16 protein-coding genes are annotated in these 18,068 nt (G+C 65.7%); 8 read left to right on the plus strand and 8 right to left on the minus strand.

Features of this window, described 5'->3' with window-relative positions:
* Nucleotides 1-25: 25 nt before the first annotated feature.
* The 3 genes from AC6LJW_RS17590 to AC6LJW_RS17600 form a co-directional block, all read right to left on the minus strand.
* The gene (locus tag AC6LJW_RS17590; protein ID WP_056563596.1) at nt 26-847 is read right to left on the minus strand and encodes an ABC transporter ATP-binding protein; all 822 of its coding nucleotides are present in this window, start codon (nt 845-847) and stop codon (nt 26-28) included.
* A complete protein-coding gene (locus AC6LJW_RS17595) occupies nt 848-1,642 on the minus strand; it encodes an ABC transporter permease (protein ID WP_498087880.1) in 795 nt (264 codons plus the stop codon).
* An 84-nt stretch (nt 1,643-1,726) separates the two neighbouring features.
* Entirely contained in the window at nt 1,727-2,734 is a 1,008-nt protein-coding gene (locus AC6LJW_RS17600) for an ABC transporter substrate-binding protein (RefSeq protein ID WP_056563590.1), read from the minus strand.
* 242 nt (nt 2,735-2,976) lie between these two features.
* Between AC6LJW_RS17600 and AC6LJW_RS17605 the strand changes: the two genes are divergently transcribed.
* The 6 genes from AC6LJW_RS17605 (at nt 2,977) to AC6LJW_RS17630 (ending at nt 10,143) form a co-directional block, all read left to right on the plus strand.
* On the plus strand, nt 2,977-3,888 hold the full coding sequence (locus AC6LJW_RS17605; RefSeq protein WP_498087869.1) for a LysR family transcriptional regulator: 912 nt from the start codon (nt 2,977-2,979) through the stop codon (nt 3,886-3,888).
* 139 nt (nt 3,889-4,027) lie between these two features.
* Nucleotides 4,028-5,326 (plus strand): imelysin family protein, encoded by a 1,299-nt coding sequence (locus tag AC6LJW_RS17610; protein ID WP_427986147.1) that lies wholly within the window; start codon nt 4,028-4,030, stop codon nt 5,324-5,326.
* The gene (locus tag AC6LJW_RS17615) at nt 5,323-6,840 is read left to right on the plus strand and encodes a di-heme oxidoreductase family protein (protein WP_427986146.1); all 1,518 of its coding nucleotides are present in this window, start codon (nt 5,323-5,325) and stop codon (nt 6,838-6,840) included. The genes AC6LJW_RS17610 and AC6LJW_RS17615 overlap by 4 nt, the downstream gene beginning before the upstream one ends.
* Complete coding sequence (locus AC6LJW_RS17620; protein ID WP_498087870.1) at nt 6,840-7,928, plus strand: imelysin family protein; 1,089 nt, start codon at nt 6,840-6,842, stop codon at nt 7,926-7,928. The genes AC6LJW_RS17615 and AC6LJW_RS17620 overlap by 1 nt, the downstream gene beginning before the upstream one ends.
* The gene (locus AC6LJW_RS17625) at nt 7,918-9,027 is read left to right on the plus strand and encodes a DUF1513 domain-containing protein (RefSeq protein ID WP_498087871.1); all 1,110 of its coding nucleotides are present in this window, start codon (nt 7,918-7,920) and stop codon (nt 9,025-9,027) included. Before AC6LJW_RS17620 ends, AC6LJW_RS17625 begins: the two co-directional genes overlap by 11 nt.
* A gap of 279 nt (nt 9,028-9,306) precedes the next feature.
* Entirely contained in the window at nt 9,307-10,143 is an 837-nt protein-coding gene (locus AC6LJW_RS17630) for a mechanosensitive ion channel family protein (RefSeq protein WP_056563573.1), read from the plus strand.
* A 110-nt stretch (nt 10,144-10,253) separates the two neighbouring features.
* Here the strand turns inward: AC6LJW_RS17630 and AC6LJW_RS17635 are convergent, their stop codons facing one another.
* Complete coding sequence (locus AC6LJW_RS17635; RefSeq protein WP_056563570.1) at nt 10,254-11,015, minus strand: IclR family transcriptional regulator; 762 nt, start codon at nt 11,013-11,015, stop codon at nt 10,254-10,256.
* Between the two features lie 161 nt (nt 11,016-11,176).
* Here AC6LJW_RS17635 and AC6LJW_RS17640 point away from each other — a divergent pair, with 161 nt between their 5' ends.
* Entirely contained in the window at nt 11,177-12,166 is a 990-nt protein-coding gene (locus AC6LJW_RS17640; RefSeq protein WP_056563566.1) for a Bug family tripartite tricarboxylate transporter substrate binding protein, read from the plus strand.
* Nucleotides 12,167-12,286: 120 nt separating this feature from the next.
* On the opposite strand, the gene AC6LJW_RS17645 is transcribed toward AC6LJW_RS17640, so the two are convergent.
* Entirely contained in the window at nt 12,287-13,063 is a 777-nt protein-coding gene (locus AC6LJW_RS17645; protein WP_105239791.1) for an RNA methyltransferase, read from the minus strand.
* Between the two features lie 129 nt (nt 13,064-13,192).
* Here AC6LJW_RS17645 and AC6LJW_RS17650 point away from each other — a divergent pair, with 129 nt between their 5' ends.
* Nucleotides 13,193-13,978 carry an inositol monophosphatase family protein gene (locus tag AC6LJW_RS17650; RefSeq protein WP_056563559.1) on the plus strand — a complete coding sequence of 262 codons (786 nt, stop codon included), beginning with the start codon at nt 13,193-13,195 and terminating at the stop codon, nt 13,976-13,978.
* A 105-nt stretch (nt 13,979-14,083) separates the two neighbouring features.
* On the opposite strand, the gene AC6LJW_RS17655 is transcribed toward AC6LJW_RS17650, so the two are convergent.
* The 3 genes from AC6LJW_RS17655 to AC6LJW_RS17665 all read right to left on the minus strand — a co-directional run bounded on the left by AC6LJW_RS17655 (nt 14,084) and on the right by AC6LJW_RS17665 (nt 18,013).
* Nucleotides 14,084-16,153, minus strand: coding sequence for an FAD-binding oxidoreductase (locus tag AC6LJW_RS17655; protein WP_498087872.1), 2,070 nt, complete (start codon nt 16,151-16,153; stop codon nt 14,084-14,086).
* Between the two features lie 58 nt (nt 16,154-16,211).
* Nucleotides 16,212-16,829, minus strand: coding sequence for a glutathione S-transferase family protein (locus tag AC6LJW_RS17660; RefSeq protein WP_056563553.1), 618 nt, complete (start codon nt 16,827-16,829; stop codon nt 16,212-16,214).
* A 185-nt stretch (nt 16,830-17,014) separates the two neighbouring features.
* On the minus strand, nt 17,015-18,013 hold the full coding sequence (locus AC6LJW_RS17665) for an FAD:protein FMN transferase (RefSeq protein ID WP_498087873.1): 999 nt from the start codon (nt 18,011-18,013) through the stop codon (nt 17,015-17,017).
* Nucleotides 18,014-18,068: the final 55 nt, after the last annotated feature.

An 18,068-nucleotide genomic window follows, 5' to 3' on the forward strand; every position in this document is an offset into this window, starting at 1 on the left:
GATGGCTTCCGATGGTGGCGTGGGATTACTTGCGCACTTCGCGCTGGAAGATTTCCAGGCTCAGTTTCTTCATCTGGATGAAGCTGGGCTCGGACAGCGTTTCGACCGTGCGGGGCCGCGCATCCGTGTAGTCCAGGATCTCCGCGACCCGCGTGGGACGCTTGGTCAGCAGCAGCACCTGGTCCGCCAGATACACCGCTTCTTCGAGGTCATGCGAGACCAGCAGCATGGTCGTGCCGGTCTGCAAAAAGACTTCCTGCAGCTTTTCGCGGATGAACAGCGTCATCTCGAAATCCAGCGCGGAAAACGGTTCGTCCAAAAACAGCACTTCGGGTCCGGGGGCCAGCGCGCGCATGATGGATGCCGTCTGCTGCTGTCCGCCCGAGAGTTCGTACGGATACCGGTTCAGGTCGAACTTCACGTCGAACGAGGCCACCAGTTCCTCGACGCGCGCATCCACCTGGGCCTTGCTGCGGCCTTCCAGGCGCAGCGGATACGCGATGTTGTCGATGGTGCGCAGCCACGGGAACATGGCTTCGCGGTAGTTCTGGAACACGTAGCCGATCTTGGTCTGCGCCAGCGATTTGCCGTCGAACAGGATCTCGCCGGAATCGATGGGGATCAGCCCGGCGATCATGTTGATCAGCGTGGACTTGCCGCAGCCGTTCGGCCCGAAGACCGAGACGATCTTGCCCTTCGGGATGTCCAGGTTGAAGTCTTCATAGAGCGGCCAGCCGGCGAAATACTTGGTCAGGCCGCGGATGGTGATGTGCGTGCCCAGCGGGCCGGGCTGGAAGGGCGCGGCGGCTGGCGCGGGGGCGATGACGGGGTTGATGACGGTGGACATTTATCGGCCGCTCCAGTGAACCACGCGCTTTTCCAGCACGAGAAAGAGAATGTTGAGCACATAGCCCAGCGCGCCGGCCGCCAGGATCGCGGCGTACATCTCACGCACGTTCAGCACCTGCTGCGCATTGATGATGCGATTGCCCAGGCCGCTGTCCGAGCCGATGAACATCTCGGCCACGATCACGATGACCAGCGCCATCGACACGCCGCTGCGCAGGCCGACAAACGTGGGCTGCAGGCTTTCCCAGATCAGCACGTCCTTGAAGATCTGCCAGCGCGACGCGCCCATCACGCGCGCCGCCATCACGCGCTGCTTGCGGGCGTTGATGACGCCGTACGCGCTGTTGAACAGGATCACCAGCACGGCCGCGAAGGCGGCGATGGCGATCTTGTTCATGTCGGTCACGCCGAAGATCATCAGGAACAACGGGATCAGCGCGGAAGAGGGCGTGGACCGGAAGAAGTCCACCAGGAACTCGACGCTGCGGTAGGCCTTTTCGTTGCTGCCGAGCAGCACGCCCAGCGGCACGCCGATCACGCCGGCCATCAGGAAGGCCTGCACGGTGCGGTTCAAAGAGGACAGGAAGTCCGCCAGCAGCGGGCCGCCCGCCATGCCCTTGACCAGCGCCACGATGGTGGCGCTGGGCGTGGGCAGCAGCACCGGACTGACAAGCTGCAGCCGGACCACCAGGTCCCACACCACAAAGAGCGCGAGCGGGCCGATCAGCGGCAGAAGGCGCGAGGTGTCGAACTTGCGCGGCGGCTTGGACATGGCCGGCTGCGTCTTAGACATGGCCGGCTGCGCCTTGGCCGGCGCGGCGGCGGTGGCCGTAGAGGGGGCGGGCGTGGCGCCCGTAGCCGTGGTCGCGGTCATGGATCAACCCTTGTAAAGCATGGTCGAGACGTCGACCTTCTGCGCGAAGACGCCCTTGTCGGTGAACAGGTCGAAGAACTTCTGGAAGTACTGCACGTCGCTGGGCGTGAACTCGTTGTGCAGCGTGTAGGCGGCCAGCGGCACTTCCTCGGTCATCGGGCCTTCGATGGCGGTGTAGCCCTTCAGGAAGGGGCGCGCCTCGTCGGGCTTGGTGCGGATCAGCTCGATGCCGCGCGCGTACGCGGCGATGAATTTCTTGCTTTCCTCAGGATGCTTCTTCAGGAAGGCGGTGGTCAGCGAGGCAGAACCCCCGAACCACGGCGCCATCGGATCGCCCAGGACGTACTTGGCGATGACGCCGGTCTCCAGCACGCGGGTCGTGCCGTTCAGGCGGCCCACCGTGCCAGTGGGTTCCAGCGTGTAGCACGCGTCCAACTGGCCGGCGGCAACCGCGGCGACGTGCTGGCTGATCGCCAACTCGACCACGGTTGCCCCCGTTGCGCCGGCGCGCTCCAGGACTGCTTTGGCCAGCGTGGAATTCTGGATGCCGGGACCAGAACCGACCTTTTTCCCCTTGAGGTCTGCGATGGATTTGATGGGACTGTCTTTCGCGACGATGAACTCATCCAGCACGTTCTTGGCGTTGCTGGGGTTGGACGCAAAAATCTTGAACAGGCCGGGCGAAGCGATCTCGCCGATGGCCAGATTGGCGGAGCCCGTGCCGTTGGCGCTGCCGTCGGCGCGGCCTGCGAGCATGGCTTCCATGACCTGTTGCGCGCCCGCGAACTTCAGCGCCTCGACGTTCAGGCCGGCTTCCTTGAAATAGCCTTTCTCGATGGCGGCGTAGAACGGCAGGCCAGCGGCCACGGGCCAGAAGCCAATCCGGATGACCGGACCCGATTGCGCGCGCACCAGCGCCGGAGCGGCGAGCGCCGCCGCGCCCATGGCGGCGCCCTGGATCAGGCGGCGGCGGGTGGCGTTGAAGGCGTAGGGTGCATTGCGATGGATCATGTAAGGCTCCTGGGCTGCTTGGATGGGGGCGCTTGTAGACAAGCTTGCATACCAGTCATCAAGCAATACCCGTGCCAGGTTTTGCGCGGGGTGGTTGGCCCCCTGGCGCGCGATCACTTCGCCTCAGGCTGGTGCTGTCGTGAACCAAATTGGTGCAAGACGCACCACATAAGGGGACATAACGTGTCCTCCGCCGGCAACGACGCGCCCGCGCCGGCTGCGTTGGCAGTAGCATCGGGCGCATGAACACGCGCTTTGTCGAAGCCTTTCTGTGGTCCGCGCGGCTAGGAAGTTTTCGCGCCGCGAGCGACCGTCTGCACATCACGCAGGCGGCCGTGGCCAACCGCATCGCGTCGCTGGAAGAGGACATCGGCGCGCGCCTGTTCGAGCGTGACGCCAAGGAATTGAAGCTCACGGCGGTCGGCACGCGGCTGCTGGATTACGGCGAGCGCCTGCTCGAGATCCGCCAGCAGATCCTGTCGTTGGGCAAACGCGGCGACGCGGTCGCCGGGCTGGTGCGCATCGGCGCCATCGAGACCGTCGTGCACACCTGGCTGATCGGCTTTCTGACGAACCTGCGGTCCACGTATCCCGGCATCGACGTCCAGCTGACGTCCGAGACGGTGCGCGCCCTGCATCGCGGTTTGCGCGAGGGCACGCTGGACATCGCGTTCCAGACGGACGTGCTGAACGACACGGGCATCGTCAGCATGCCCTGCCTGCCGATGGAGATGGGCTGGATCGGACCGGCGGGCGGCGAGGACACGATGACGGCGCACGACCTGCTCGGCGAGCCGGTGCTCACGATGAGCCCGGGATCGCAGCCGCACGAGGCGCTGAAGGCCTTGTACCGCGAGGTCGGCATGCCGCAGGGCAAGGTGCATTTCGTCAGTTCGATCTCGGCGCTCGCGCGGCTGGTGCGCGGCGGCTTCGGCCGTGCGCTCGTGCCGTTGCCGCCCCTCTATGAGTACGTCGCGCGTGGCGAGATCCAGATCATTCACACTGACTTGCCGGTGCCGCCGCAACAATTGGCGGTGAGCTATCTGGAAAGCGGCGGCTCGGACGCGATCCGGCTCGTGGCGGAACTGGCGTGCCGCGCTTCGGATCAGTTCACTGCCTCGGTCATTGCGCCGCGGGTGGGGTCGGCCCGGTAGGCGTTTTCGTTCAAAAATTTGTCAGCTAACTGAACGGCGCCTGAATATCAAACGAAAATTGTTTACACTCGCATCCACAAAATTCAAGCCGGAACGGACCGCCGCGGGGGCGGGCCGTCCGAATTACGGGAGAAAGACGATGCGCAAGTTGCTATTGGGTGCGGTGCTGGCCGCCGCGGTGTACGGCGGAGTGGCGCAAGCCGCCGTCGAACCCAAGGCCGTGGTCGCCACGTACTCCGATCTGGCGCTGGCCGGCTACGAGGATTCGCTGACGGCCGCCAAGAAGCTGCGCGACGCCATCGACGCGTTGGTCGCCAAGCCCAGCGCCGAAACCCTGAAAGCCGCGCGCGAAGCGTGGATCGTGGCGCGTGTGCCTTATCAGCAGACCGAGGCCTACCGCTTCGGCAATCCCATCGTCGACGACTGGGAAGGCCGCGTGAATGCCTGGCCGCTGGATGAAGGCCTGATTGACTATGTCGACGCGTCCTACGGCACGGAGAACGACGAAAACGCGTTCTACGCTGTGAACGTCATCGCCAACGCCAAGGTATCGGTGGGCGGCAAGACGGTCGATGTCAGCAAGATCACGCCCGAGCTGCTGTCCGAAGTGCTGCACGAGGCCGATGGCAACGAGGCCAACGTGGCCACGGGTTATCACGCGATCGAATTCCTGCTGTGGGGCCAGGACCTGAACGGCACCGGCGCCGCGCCCGCGGATCGCAAGGGCACGCCGCAGGAGCGTCACTCGGGCAATCGCCCGCATACGGATTTTGACCCCAAACAGTGCACCGGCGGCAATTGCGAACGCCGCATTGAATTTTTGAAGGCGGTAACGGACTTGCTGGTGACTGATCTCGAAGAAATGGTGGGCAACTGGAAGAAGGACGGCGCGGCGCGCAAGGCGGTCGAAGAGGACCCGAAGGCCGGCCTCATCGCCATGCTGACCGGGCTGGGCAGCCTCTCGTACGGCGAACTGGCCGGCGAACGCATGAAGCTGGGCCTGATGCTGCACGATCCCGAGGAAGAGCACGATTGCTTCTCGGACAACACGCACAACTCGCACTATTACGACCAGATCGGCATCCGCAATGTCTATCTGGGTTCGTACACGCGCATCGACGGCAAGAAGGTGACCGGCGCCAGCCTGTCCGAACTGGTCAAGGCCAAGGATCCCAAGCTGGACGCCGAAGTGCGCGCCAAGCTGGACGCCACGGTCGCCGCCATGCAGGCCATGAAGACGCGGGCCGAGACGGTCGAGACGTATGACCAGATGATCGCGGAAGGCAACAAGGAGGGCAACGCGGTGGTGCAGGCTGCCATCGACAGCCTGGTCGCGCAGACGCGCAGCCTGGAACGCGTGATCACGCTGCTGGACCTGGGCAAGGTTGCCATCGAAGGGTCCGACAGCCTGGATAAACCCGACGCCGTGTTCAAGTGAAACTCGCATTAGCCGCCGTACTGGCGGCGTCGGTTCATGCCGTCGCCGCCGCCGCGCCCGCCGCTCCCGGCGGGCGTGACGATCTGACGCCCGAAGACCAGAAGCGCGTCACCGCCATCACGGCGCCCACCCGCGATTTCTCGAAGGTCGAAACATTCGAGACCATGCAGGCCGGGGCCGCGACGACCAACAAGCTCATCAACGCCGACATTTTTTCGCAGCCGTCGGCGAACATGAGTTTTGAAGGCCGCCAGGAGTTCATCGTCGGCAACGGCCTGTTCCGCAAGGACTGGGTGTCCGCACCCTCGTCCACGCAGGCGTCCGACGGCCTGGGACCACTGTTCAACGCACGCTCCTGTCAGGCCTGTCACACGAAGGACGGCCGTGGCACGGTGCCGGGCTTCGATCCGCTGGAACGCACGGATGCGGTTGCGCTGCTGCTGCGCCTGGCCGTGCCGGAAGGCGCCGATCGCGGGCATCCCAAGCTGGGCGCCGACGAGATCGCGGCCTTGCCGGAACCCGTCTATGGTGTGCAGCTGCAGAATTTCGCGGTCGCGGGCCTGCCCGCCGAAGGCCGCATGGAAATCGAATACGAAGCCGTACCCGTGGCGCTGCGCGGCGGCGAGACCGCCACGCTGATGAAGCCCACGTATCGCATCGAGAACCTGGGTTACGGGCCGATGCGCGCGGACACGCAGATCTCGCCGCGGCTGGCGCCGCCGATGATCGGGCTGGGGCTGCTGGAATCGATCCACGAGTCCGACATCCTGGCGAACGTCGGCGCGGACAAGCGCGACGGCATCGTCGGCAAGGCTAACTGGGTCACCGATGCGCGCACCGGGGCACGCGTGCTGGGCCGGTTCAATTTGAAGGCGGGACAGCCGACGGTCGAGCAGCAGAGCGCTGCCGCGTTCTCCAATGACATGGGCCTATCCACGCCGATGTTCCCCAAGCATTCCGGCGAATGCACGCCCGCGCAGACCCAATGCCTGGACATGCCGCACGGCGCGCAGCCACGCTTCGGCGCGGAGGAAGTGCCGGGCAAGCTGATGGACTTCGTCACCATCTATTCGACCAACCTTGCCGTGCCCATGCGGCGGGATGCGGACGACGCGCGCGTGCTGGCGGGCAAGAAGCTGTTTTACGAAGCCAATTGCGTGGCCTGCCACGTGCCCAAGTACGTGACCAGCCGCAACGCCAAGCAGCCGGAACATCGCTTTCAGCTGATCTGGCCGTACACCGACATGCTGGTGCACGACATGGGCGACGACCTGGCGGATGGCGTGAGTGACGGCATGGCCACGGGCCGCGAATGGCGCACGCCGCCGCTGTGGGGCATCGGCCTGACCAAGACCGTGAACCCCAACGCGACCTGGCTGCACGACGGGCGCGCCCGCACGCTGCTGGAAGCCGTGCTGTGGCATGGCGGCGCGGCCAAGCCCGCGCGCGACCGCGTCGTGGATATGACGCCCGAAGAACGCGCGGACCTGATCCGCTTCCTGGAGTCCCTGTAATGGCCCGCCTTTTGTTCACGCGCGCCGCGGCTGCGGTGCTGATGCTGGCGGCGCCGATCGCCGCGGTTACCGCGCAGGCCGCGCTACCCGCAGATCTGGGCGAACGCCTGGCGCGCGAGTACGCCCGGCCTGCTGTCGCGAAGATGACGGACGCCGCCGCAGCGCTGGAAGGCGCGCTGGGCGGCTGGTGCGCCAAGCCCGACGCAGCGGGCGCCGCGCGCGTCGGTGATGCGTTCAAGACGCTGGCGCACGCGTGGTCGGGCGTCGAGATTCTGCGCTTCGGCCCGCTGGTGCAGGCCAACCGTTTCGAGCGCCTGGCCTTCTGGCCCGACACGCGCGGCGTGATGCCCCGTCAGGTGCAGACGCTGATCGCGGCCAAGGACGACGGGCTGCTCAAACCGGGCGCGCTGGCCGGCCGCAGCGTGGCGGTGCAGGGTCTGCCCGCACTCGAATATGTGCTGTACGGCGAGCCCGACCTGCTCAAGGACACCGGCGCGCCCGGCTTTGCGTATGCCTGCGGCTACGCCACGGCCGTCTCTGCCAACGTCGCGACGATCTCGCGCGATCTGGGCGAAGCCTGGAGCGCGCAAGGCGAGTTCGGGCGGCAGTTTGCCAGGCCCCAGCCGGGCAATGACCTCTATCGCAGTTCGCAGGAAGTCGCGGCCGAGGCCATGAAGGCCTTGTCGACCGGGCTGCAGTTCGCGCGCGACGTGAAGATCGAGCCGGTGCTGGGCGATTCGCCGCAAGCCGCGCGGTCCAAGCGCGCGGCATTCTGGCGCAGCGGCTTGTCCATGAGCCTGCTGGCGGCCAACCTGGATGCGTTGAAGGCCTTCTACGTGGCCGGCGGCTATCCCTTGCCCGCGGGCGAGAAATGGATGGATGCGTCGGTGCGCGGAGAATTGTCCAGCGCCGTAGAGACGCTGCGTGCGGTGCCGGCCCCGCTGGATCAGGCGCTGGCGGGCGAGGATGGGCGCCGCCTGCTGGTCCTCGCGTCGCTGACGCTCAAGAACGCGAAGGCCATCGTCGACGAGAACCTGGCGCCCGCCTTGGGCGTCACCATCGGCTTCAACGCGCTCGATGGAGATTGACCGGCGCCGCTTCCTGGCGCTGGCCGCGGCGCTGGGCCTGTCGCCCGCCGCCGCGCGCGCCGCGCTGCCGGCCGATGGCGGACCGCTGTACCTGACCGCGCGTAAGCGCGGCGGGCGCGACGAGGCGGTGGTGCTGGATCAGACCGGCCGCGATCGCCTCGCGATTCCCATGCCCGCGCGCGGGCACAGTTTTGCGATCGACGCCGCGGCGCAGCGCGCCGTGGTGTTTGGCCGCCAGCCTGGCTTCTTTGCGCTGGGCTTTTCGCTGGAAGGCGGCGAGCCAGCGGCCTTGCCGCTGCCCGAGGACCGGCACTTCTTCGGCCACGGCGCCTTCGTGCAAGGCGGCCGCTTGCTGGCCGCCACGGAAAACGACTTCGAAGGCGGGCGCGGCGTGCTGGGTCTGTACGACGCCACCCCCGGCGGCGGCTACCGGCGCGTGGGCGAGTTCGACTCCGGCGGCATCGGGCCGCACGAGGTCGTGCTGATGCCCGACGGCAAAACGCTGTGCGTGGCCAACGGCGGCATCCTGACTCACCCGGACTACGGCAAGCTGGAACTGAACCTGGACACCATGCGGCCGTCGCTCGCGTATATCGACGCGGCCACGGGGCAACTGCTGGAGAAGGTGGAGCTTGCGCCGGCGCTGCACCGGCTGTCGATCCGGCATCTAGCCCTGGCGGCCGATGGCGCGGTGTGGTTCGGTTGCCAATACATGGGCCCGGCCGCCGATCGTCCCGCGCTGGTCGGCCGCCATCGCCGCGGCGCGGCGCTGGAACTGTTTGAAGGCCCGGCCGAGACGCTGCGCAACATGCGCAACTATGTGGGCTCCGTTGCGGTCGACGCATCCGGCGGCATCGTGGCCACATCCAGCCCGGTCGGCGGGCAAGTGATCTATTGGGACGCAGCCAGCGGCAAATGCCTGGGCGTCACGTCGCTTGCCGACGGCTGCGGCGTCGCACCCGCCGCGCAAGCGGGCTTTCTGGTCAGCAGCGGTCTGGGCGCCATGATCCGCACTGACGCGCAGGGCAATGAAAAGCCGGTCCTGCCCCCGTCGCGCGACGTCTCCTGGGACAACCACTTCCGCGTCGTGCCTGCGTAACGCGGCTTTGCCTGCCAGCGCGGCAAGACCTATGCTGCGTGCTGGTGCCGGTGTCTGACACCCTGGGGAGACGGCCTCGGGATTGCAGCGGTGTGCCTTGGGTGTCAGACACCTCCGCCTATCGCTGACGTCAGACACCGGAATCAGTCCTACGTCGTGCCCCGTAGTGGCTCGCGCTGCTTCTCTTTACAAAGCCTGACACTCCCGTCGGGCGTCGCGCCGCTTTGTGCAAGCCGCTTCTGATACATTCTTCCGTCGATTTTTTTCGCAGGAGGTTCCATGGATGAGGCCGTAAAAGAGTTCTATATCTGGGCCCCGAGACTGATGGATATGGGCATCAATCTGCTCGTCGCCTTGCTCATTCTCGGCATTGGCTGGTGGGTGTCGTCGTTGCTGGGCAACTGGGTCCGTCGGGCCGCCACGCGGTCGCCGAAGATCGATCCCACGATCGTGCCCATGTTCTCCACGACCGTGATGTGGGCAGTGCGGATCTTCACCGTGATCGCGGTGCTGGCGCGCTTTGGCGTGCAGACGGCCAGTCTGATCGCGGTGCTGGGCGCTGCGGGTCTTGCTGTCGGTCTGGCCTTGCAGGGCACGCTGCAGAACATTGCGGCCGGCATCATGCTGCTGATCCTGCGTCCGATCCGCGCGGGCGAATACATCGCGCTCAGCTCGGGTGCCGATGGCACGGTCGAGGAAGTGGGCCTGTTTCTGACGCGCCTCGTGCAGGGTGACGGCATCCACATGACGTTGCCCAACAGTACGGTCTGGAACGCCACGATCACCAACTACAGCCGCAACAAGACGCGCCGTCTGGACATCCCCGTGCCGGTTCGTTATGGCGACGACCTGGATGCGGTGGTCGCCAAACTGCAACAGATAGTGGACGCGCGTCCCGACGCGTTGAAGGACCCGGCGCCGCAGGTGAAGGTGTTCGACTACAAGGAAAACGGCGTTACGGTGAACGTGCGCGTGTGGGCCGAGTCGGGCAAGTATTGGGACCTGCGCTGGAGCCTGTACCAGGAAATCCGCCGCTCGCTCGAAGAGGCCGGCTTCCAGGCCCCGATCCCGCTGCGCGAAATCCAGAACCCCAAGACGGGCGCGGCGGCTTCCTGATTGCGGGTTTGGTTTTGTCAGTCATGAAAATGGGCGCCTCTTTGGAGGCGCCCATTTTTATTCGACGGCGAGATGGCGAGATGGCTTGATCGATCTTGGCGACCCGCCAATCAGGCCGGCATCGCAAGCCGGGCCAGTTCCGTCTTGATCCAGCCCGCGATCTCGCGCTGGCGCTGCGCGGGCATGCGGTCGATGATGGCCGTGACGCTGACGGCCAGCAGGGGCGCGCCCTGCGCGTCCAGCAAAGCGCAACCCACGCCCAGCGCGCCGCGCACCGCGTGGTTGCCGACCACCGAGTAGCCGCGTGCGCGCGTGTTTTCGATCAGGCGGAACATTTCCTGAGGCGTCATGCCGCCGTACTCGTCCAGCCTGCCGGAATTGCGTTCGACGATGCCGCGCGCCACGTCGTCGGGCAGGGCGGCCAGCAGTGCCATGCCGCCCGAGCCCACGCCTAGCGGCTGGCGCTTGCCGGCATACGTGGCAAGGATCTGTACGGGATAGCTGCCGATTTCGCGATGCAGGCTGATCGAGTCGTCTTCCTCGCGCACCACCAGGAACACGGCGTCACCGGTGCGGTCCGCCAGGCGGCGCAGCACGGGCAGGAGCTGGCGCACACGCGGATCGCGCGACCGCGTGTCCGGATCGACGGCAAGCTGGGCGCGGTATTTCTTGGTGCCCGCGACCGGCAGCACCAGGCCCGCGTCGAGCAGGGCGGCGAGCAACCGGTAGATGGTGGGCCGCTGTATGCCGGTCAACCGGGCAATATCGGTCACGCTCAGGCCGTCCGGACCCTGGTCACGGAGGGCGGCCAGCACGGCCAGGCCGCGTCGCAGAGTGCGTGGGCCCGCGGCCGCGGCATCGCTGTCTTGCATGCAGATCTCTGAAAACTAAGGGTTATCAACAAACGAACGAGGGAAAACCATCGTCCGTAGGGTGGACTCTACCTTGATGGCCACCGCCTGTATAGCGCAGAATGCGTCCATCCAATAATTCGAATCGTCCATCTAATGGACAGTACCCGCACGGAGACATTATGACTACAGGTCACAAGCCTGGCATGCGGCGCCTTGCCGCCACCCTTCTGGCCACCGCCGCAAGCGCATTTGCATTGGGTTCCGCCCACGCAGCCTATCCCGACAAGCCTGTCCGCATCGTGGTCGGTTTCTCGGCCGGCGGCACCACCGACGTGATCGCCCGCATCATGGCCAAGGAACTGACCGAGTCCCTCGGTCAATCATTCGTGGTCGAAAACAAGCCGGGCGCCGGCAGCAACATCGCGACCGACCAGGTCCAGCGCGCCACGCCGGACGGCTACACGCTGCTGTTCGTGGCGGTGACCAGCGCGATCAACCAGACCCTGTACAAGAACGTCTCGTTCGATCTGACCAAGGATTTCGCCCCGGTCGCCCTGGGCGCCAAGGTCCCGAACATCCTGGTGGTCAATCCCCAGGTGCCGGTGAAGTCCGTGAAGGAACTGGTCGACTACGCCAAGAAGAACCCGGGCAAGCTGGCTTTTGCCTCGTCCGGCAGCGGCACGTCCATCCACATGGCGGGCGAGCTTTTCAAGATGAAGGCGGGCATCGACGTCCTGCACGTGCCGTACAAGGGCAGCGCCCCGGCCATGACCGACCTGATCGGCGGCCAGGTGCAGTTCATGTTCGACAACATGCCTTCGGCCTGGCCGCATGCCCAATCGGGCAAGCTGAACGCACTGGCCGTCACCACCGCCGACCGCTCCAAGAGCGCGCCGGACCTGCCGACCATGAAGGAATCGGGATTCACGGACTTTGACGTGTCGTCGTGGTTTGGTCTGCTGGCTCCCGCCGGCACGCCGCCGGAAGTCATCAACAAGCTCAACGCCGCCATGCAGCAGGCGCTGGACAAGCCCGCCGTGCAGACCAGCTTTGAAAAGCTGGGCGCCGTGGGCGTGAAGACGACGCCGGCCGAATTCGGCCAGTTCATCAAGTCGGAAGTCGAAGGCTGGGCCCCCGTGGTCAAGGCCTCGGGCGCGACGGTGGACTGATCGGCGCCTCTGCCGGTCACTCGCCGGCGGAGGGCTTAGTAAAAAGGGACGGTCTTGGGCCGTCCCTTTTTTATTTGTGCGTTTGATCCAGCTGATTGATTTCAGCCGGCGCCACGACCGCTATTTCTTCTTGGCCGCGTTCAGCATCGCCGTGCAGACGCCGCGCATCATGTCCACTTCGTCGCGGGTGAGCGACAGGCGGGAGTACAAATGGCGCATGCGCGGCATCAGCTTCTTCGGGTGGGCAGGGTCCAGGAACTGCACGCCGACCAGCGCTTCCTCCCAGTGCGCCAGAAACGCCTGGACCGCCTCGCTGGAAGCCGGTTCCGCGCCACGCGACGGTTCCTGGGCAGTGGAACGCGGCAAGAGCTCGGCGCCCTGATCCACCAGCAGCGCATAACGCAGCTCCCAGGCGGCCAATTGCAGCGCCTGGGCGACGTTCAGCGAGCTGTACTCGGGATTGGCCGGGATGTGGCAGATGCGGTGGCACAGCGCGATCTGCGCGTTCGTCAGCCCCGCGCGTTCGGTGCCCAGCACGATCGCGGCCACGCCTTCGGCCGTGTCCGCCAGGTGAGCGCAGGCCAGATCGGCCGCCTGCCGGATGTCGCAGGGCGGGGGACCCAGGTCGCGGACCCGCGCCGTCAGCGCGAAAGCCAGCGTGACGGGCGCCAGGGCTTCCTCGAGCGACGGATAGATGCGGGCGTTCTCAAGCACGTCCAGCGCGCCGCTGGCCAGCGCCACGGCCTCCGGCTGGCTTGTTACATCCGGGAATTTGGGGTCCACCAGGACCAGTTCCGAGAAGCCCATCGTCTTGATCGCACGGGCCGCGGAACCGACGTTTCCGGGGTGGCTGGGGTTCACCATTACGAAGCGAACACGTGAAAATGCTTGAGTCATTTAAAATGGCACGTTTGGCTTCGTGCCTTCCTGGTTTTTTGAGTCGATTTCCCCGCGGGGGCGACGGCGTGCCGGGGGGCGGCAAGCGGCCTATCATCAAGCCAACTCATCGCATACGTACGGAATTTTATGCACCCGATGCTCAACATCGCCATCAAGGCGGCCCGGCGTGCCGGCACCATTATCAACCGTGCCAGCATGGATTTGGAACGACTCAGCGTGGCTCGCAAGGGGCCGCGCGATTATGTCACGGAAGTCGATCGCGCCGCCGAAGAGTCCATCGTCGAAACGCTGCGCGCAGCCTACCCTGACCACGCCGTGCTGGGCGAGGAGTTCGGTCTGCAGGGACCCGACCAGGCGGAATTCCAGTGGATCATCGACCCGCTGGACGGCACCACGAACTTCATCCACGGCCTGCCCAATTACGCCGTGTCGATTGCGCTGACGCAGCGCGGCCAGGTCACGCAAGCGGTCATCTATGACCCCTCGCGCAACGAACTCTTCACCGCCAGCCGTGGCAGCGGCACGTTCCTGAACGACCGCCGCGTGCGCGTCTCGGGCCGCACCCGCTACCACGACGCGCTGCTGGGCGCGCACTGGCCCAATGCCGGCGATCCCGAACAGGGCTCGCAGCGTTTCCGCCAGATGGCCGAAGGCGCCACCGGCGTGCGCCGCCTGGGCTCGACCGTGCTGGACCTCGCCTATGTGGCCTCCGGCCGCCTGGACGGTTTCTGCGGCGTGGGCCTGAAGCCCTGGGATGTAGCTGCCGGCAGCCTGATGGTGCTGGAAGCGGGCGGTCTGGTCGCCGACTTCGATGGCGAACAAGGCTGGATGGACAGCGGCAACGTCCTGGCCGCAAGCCCCAAGATCTTCACGCAGATGCTCTCCACGCTGAACCCGCCCTCGGCGGCCTGATCGGCGCGACGCGCAAACAGAAACCGGCCCTGGCGGCCGGTTTTTTTTCACTGCGTCAGGACGCTACCCGCGCGGGTTAGCGGCCCGCCGCATACTGCACGTGGGTCAGAGCGCCAACTGGATTCGATTCTCTTCTTCGCCCAGCGGCATGGCGGGCACCGCGCAGCAAATGAGGACCTCATCCTCACCGGCTTCGGCGGTGGGTTCCTTTATGTAGGTCACCGCGCCCTTGATCAGTTTGGTGCGGCACGTCCCGCAATTCCCCTCACGGCAACTGAATTCCGGATTCAGTCCGCGCGTCTCCGCAAGATCAAGTAGCGTGCCGGACCCCGGGGTCCAGCGTGCCTCCTTCAGCGAATTCATGAACGCGATGGGCACGGAGGCCGTGGCTGGCGGCAAGCGGACCGGCTTATCTGCATGGGGCGTACCCGTGCGCGTCAACGACGCCGGTCCGAACGCCTCGGCGAGGATTCTTTCATCGGCGATGCCGTAGCCGCGCAAGCCGTCGTAGATGGCCTGTGTGAACGTCGGGGGGCCGCAAAGATAGAACTCGTAGTCGCCAAATGCCAGAAACCGGCTGAGCAGTGGCATATCGATACGGCCCGAGGCTTCGTAATCAATGCCGTCCTGGGCATCGGCGATATCGCTGAGCACACGAACGACTTTGACTGCGCCTTTTGCGGCGGCAACCAGCTGGGCAATCTCATCATCAAACGCGCGTTCGCGCTTGGCGCGCGCGGCATAAAACAGCGTAGTGGGCCGGATGCGTTGCCGGCGCAGCCCTTCATAGACAAGATGGCGCAGCATCGCCAGCATGGGCGTGATGCCGACTCCTCCCGCCATCAGCACTGCAGGGCGATTCGTCTGCGCGTCCAGCGTGAAACTGCCCGCCGGCGCCCGCACGTCGATGGTGTCGCCCTCATGCAGGTGGTCGTGCAGGTATTGGGAGACCTGGCCATCCCGCTTGACGCTGATGCGGTAATGCCCATCCGACGGTGCGACCGACAGCGTGTAGGTGCGAATGACCGGCTTATCCAATCCCGGGACGTTGACGCGTATGGGCAGATGCTGGCCCGCCAGATGCGGCAGCAGTCCAGCGCCATCGTCCGGCGCCAGATGAAACGATCGGATCGACTCGCTTTCCTGCACGACGCTGCGCACTTTCAAGGGTCGCCAACGGGTTGCAAATTCCGCCGCGCGCAACCGCGCATCGGCTTGCTGCCAATCGCCCGTCATCAACGAACTCTCCGACCAGCCGCCCTCCTGAAACTTCCAGCGCAGGGCCAGGCCGCCCCTTCTGCGCACGATCTTGTGCGCGCGGAATGTCCATAGACGCTCCGCACCCTGAAATGCCGCGATGTCGGGAGCGTCCAGGATGACCTGAGCCTCGCCCGTCATCTGCAGCATGTCGCCGGTCTCGAAATCGACGAACAGAAGTCCTGCCTTGCCGTTGAGCAGGATGTTGCCGAGCGTGGCAAAGAAGAGGTTGCCGTTGAAGTCCGGAATGGTAAGCGTGCCGTCCTGATGCACCCGGACGAACCCGGCCTTGCCGCCACGATGGGAGACATCGACCTGGCGGCGGTCTTCACGCTCGGCGTACGACGCGACAAAAAAGGCGTCGGATTTTTCGATCAGCGCCCGCGTCTCCGGGTCGATGGCCGCCAGTTCCTCGGCCTGCACCGGCGCGGGCACGCCGGGATCGCGGACAAAGGTGAAGTCGCGGAGCTGAATGTACCGCGGGCAGTTTCCGAAACTTTGATCGACGCCGACCCGGAAACCGCTATCCACGCCATGTGCGAGCACACCGTTCATGCGGTTGCGGCGGCGCGTGTGCATCTCGATGCCCAACAGGCCGACCGGAGCGCCTTCAATCATGCCGCGGCCTGCCGGGTCCGTGGCATCCGGGCGGGCGGCGATATCGAGCGTCGCCGGTGTCGGCGACGACATGAAGCCCGGTCTGCCTTCAAGAAACGTCGCCCAGGCGTCCCCCGCGGCGTCCACGCTTCCCAGCACGATGAAGGGCAGTTGCGCGTAGAAGTCCCGGTGTTGGTCAGGCATGTAGTCCCGCACGACACGCTGGCCGACCACTTCCATTCGTTCGGCGACGCCGACCTTCTCCTGGATGAATTTTTCGCCCGCATGCCAGGTGGGCAACTTGGTGGATGTCTCGGCCATTTTCGTTTCTCGCTGGGGGGATGGACCGCGGACCAAACCGTCGGTGCTCAGGACGCCGTCACGCGTTGGCGGTCAGCCCGGCCGGGGTCTGGACGAAGGGCACAAAGCCCGGCAAGGCCTCGACTCGGCCGAGAAAACCCTTGACCGCGGTGTACGCCGAAAGATCGACGTTCCCCTCGGGCGCGCGGGCGAGGTAGCTGTAGATGGCGACGTCAGCGATGGTCGGATGATCGGCGGCCAGCCACTCGCGATTGGCCAGGTGGGCTTCAAGCTTATTGAGCAGGGCGTGCGCGCGCCCGATGACTTCTTCGGCGTTGAAGCCGGCGCCGAACACGGTGATCAGCCGGGCCGCCGCCGGCCCGTAGGCGACTTCACCCGCCGCCACCGACAGCCAGCGCTGGACGGCCGCCGCGCCACGCGCGTCTTCCGGCAGCCAGGCGCGTTGGCCGGATTTGTTGGCGAGATAGACCAGGATGGCATTCGAATCCGCAATGGCAACGCCGTCGTCTTCCAGAACCGGGACTTGGCCGAAGGGATTGAGGGCGAGAAATTCGGGCTTCTTGTGGGCTCCCGACTTCAGATCGACTTCGACCAGCTCGGCGTTCAGGCCAAGCAGCGATGCGAAGAGAACCACTCGGTGAGAATGGCCCGACAGCGGGTGGTGGTGGATTTTCAAGGTCCGGCTCCTGGGGTGGGTTTTCGGAGCGGGACAATTCCCGAACCGTGCCGTCAGTGTGGAACCGAACGATTTTTAGAGGAATAACCTCTGGGCGCACTTCTTTATTACGCTGGGAGAAATAATCGGTTTGGCCGGGGTCGAAATCTGTGTGCCCGACGCTCGCGCAGGCAGCCGTGCCGCGATCAGGTCTCGGCGGACTGCGCAATCAACCGGCCATCGGGAAGCACCATCCACGCCCGCACGCCCAGGCTGCGCACCAGCGCCGCGGTAAGTTCCAGCGGCATGTTCGAAAACGCCGTGGACAGCGCATCGGCAGCCGTGGCTGTGGACGCCATGACGGACACGCTGCGGTACAGCGGCCTTGCCTGTCCTGTGAGCGGATCGAAGAGATGCGAATACTGTCCCGCGGCATCCAGCGGCGTGCCATAGCCGCCCGACGTGGCCAGCGCCTGATTGCTGATCGGCACCTGAGCCAGGATCTGGTCGGGCGACAGCGGATCGGCCAGCCCGACGCGCCACCCCGTAGCGTTGGCCGATGCATCCAGTCCGCGTATCTCGCCCATGTCGACCAACGCGCGCTCCAGACCGGCGTTGCGAAACAGGTCCGTCACGCGGTCGGTGATGTAGCCCTGCGCGATGCCGTTCAGCGTCAGCGCCATGCCCGGCTGCAGGTGGATGCGCTGCGGGTCGACCTGGATGTTTCTGTACGACACGGACTGCAGCGCCCGAGAGATATCGTTCTGTGCGGGGCCATCGGGGGAAGCATCGGTTTGCGCGAAGTGGTCGGCGTACACGCGCCACAGCGGCTGCACGGACGGATCAAAGAGGCCCCCGGTCAATTCCGCGTAGTGCCGGCTTTCGCTGAGCAGCCGGACCAGGTCGGAGGGCGGATCGGCCAGATACCCCTGGCGGTTCAGGATCGACAGCGCGCTGTCGTCGCGGTACAGGCTGAACACGCCCTCGAGCCGCCGCAGTTCCTGCAACGCCCGTTCGATGAGCTGTTCGGCAGCCAGGCGGTCGGGATGATACAGCCGCAGTTCCGCGTCCGCGCCCAGCGCCACGCCTTGCCAGCGTACCGGCGCGATGGCCGCATGCGCGCGGCGCAGGAAACCGGGAGCGAGAGCCAGCGCGGAAGACGCGGCAACGATGCCGAGGAAGCGGCGACGGGCGGGAGAGTGCATGGCGTTATCAACCAGGTGAGGCGCAAAAAGTAAGGGCGATTCAATCAGGGCGGCG

It is taken from the genome of Achromobacter sp. 1012554356 (assembly GCF_059760815.1).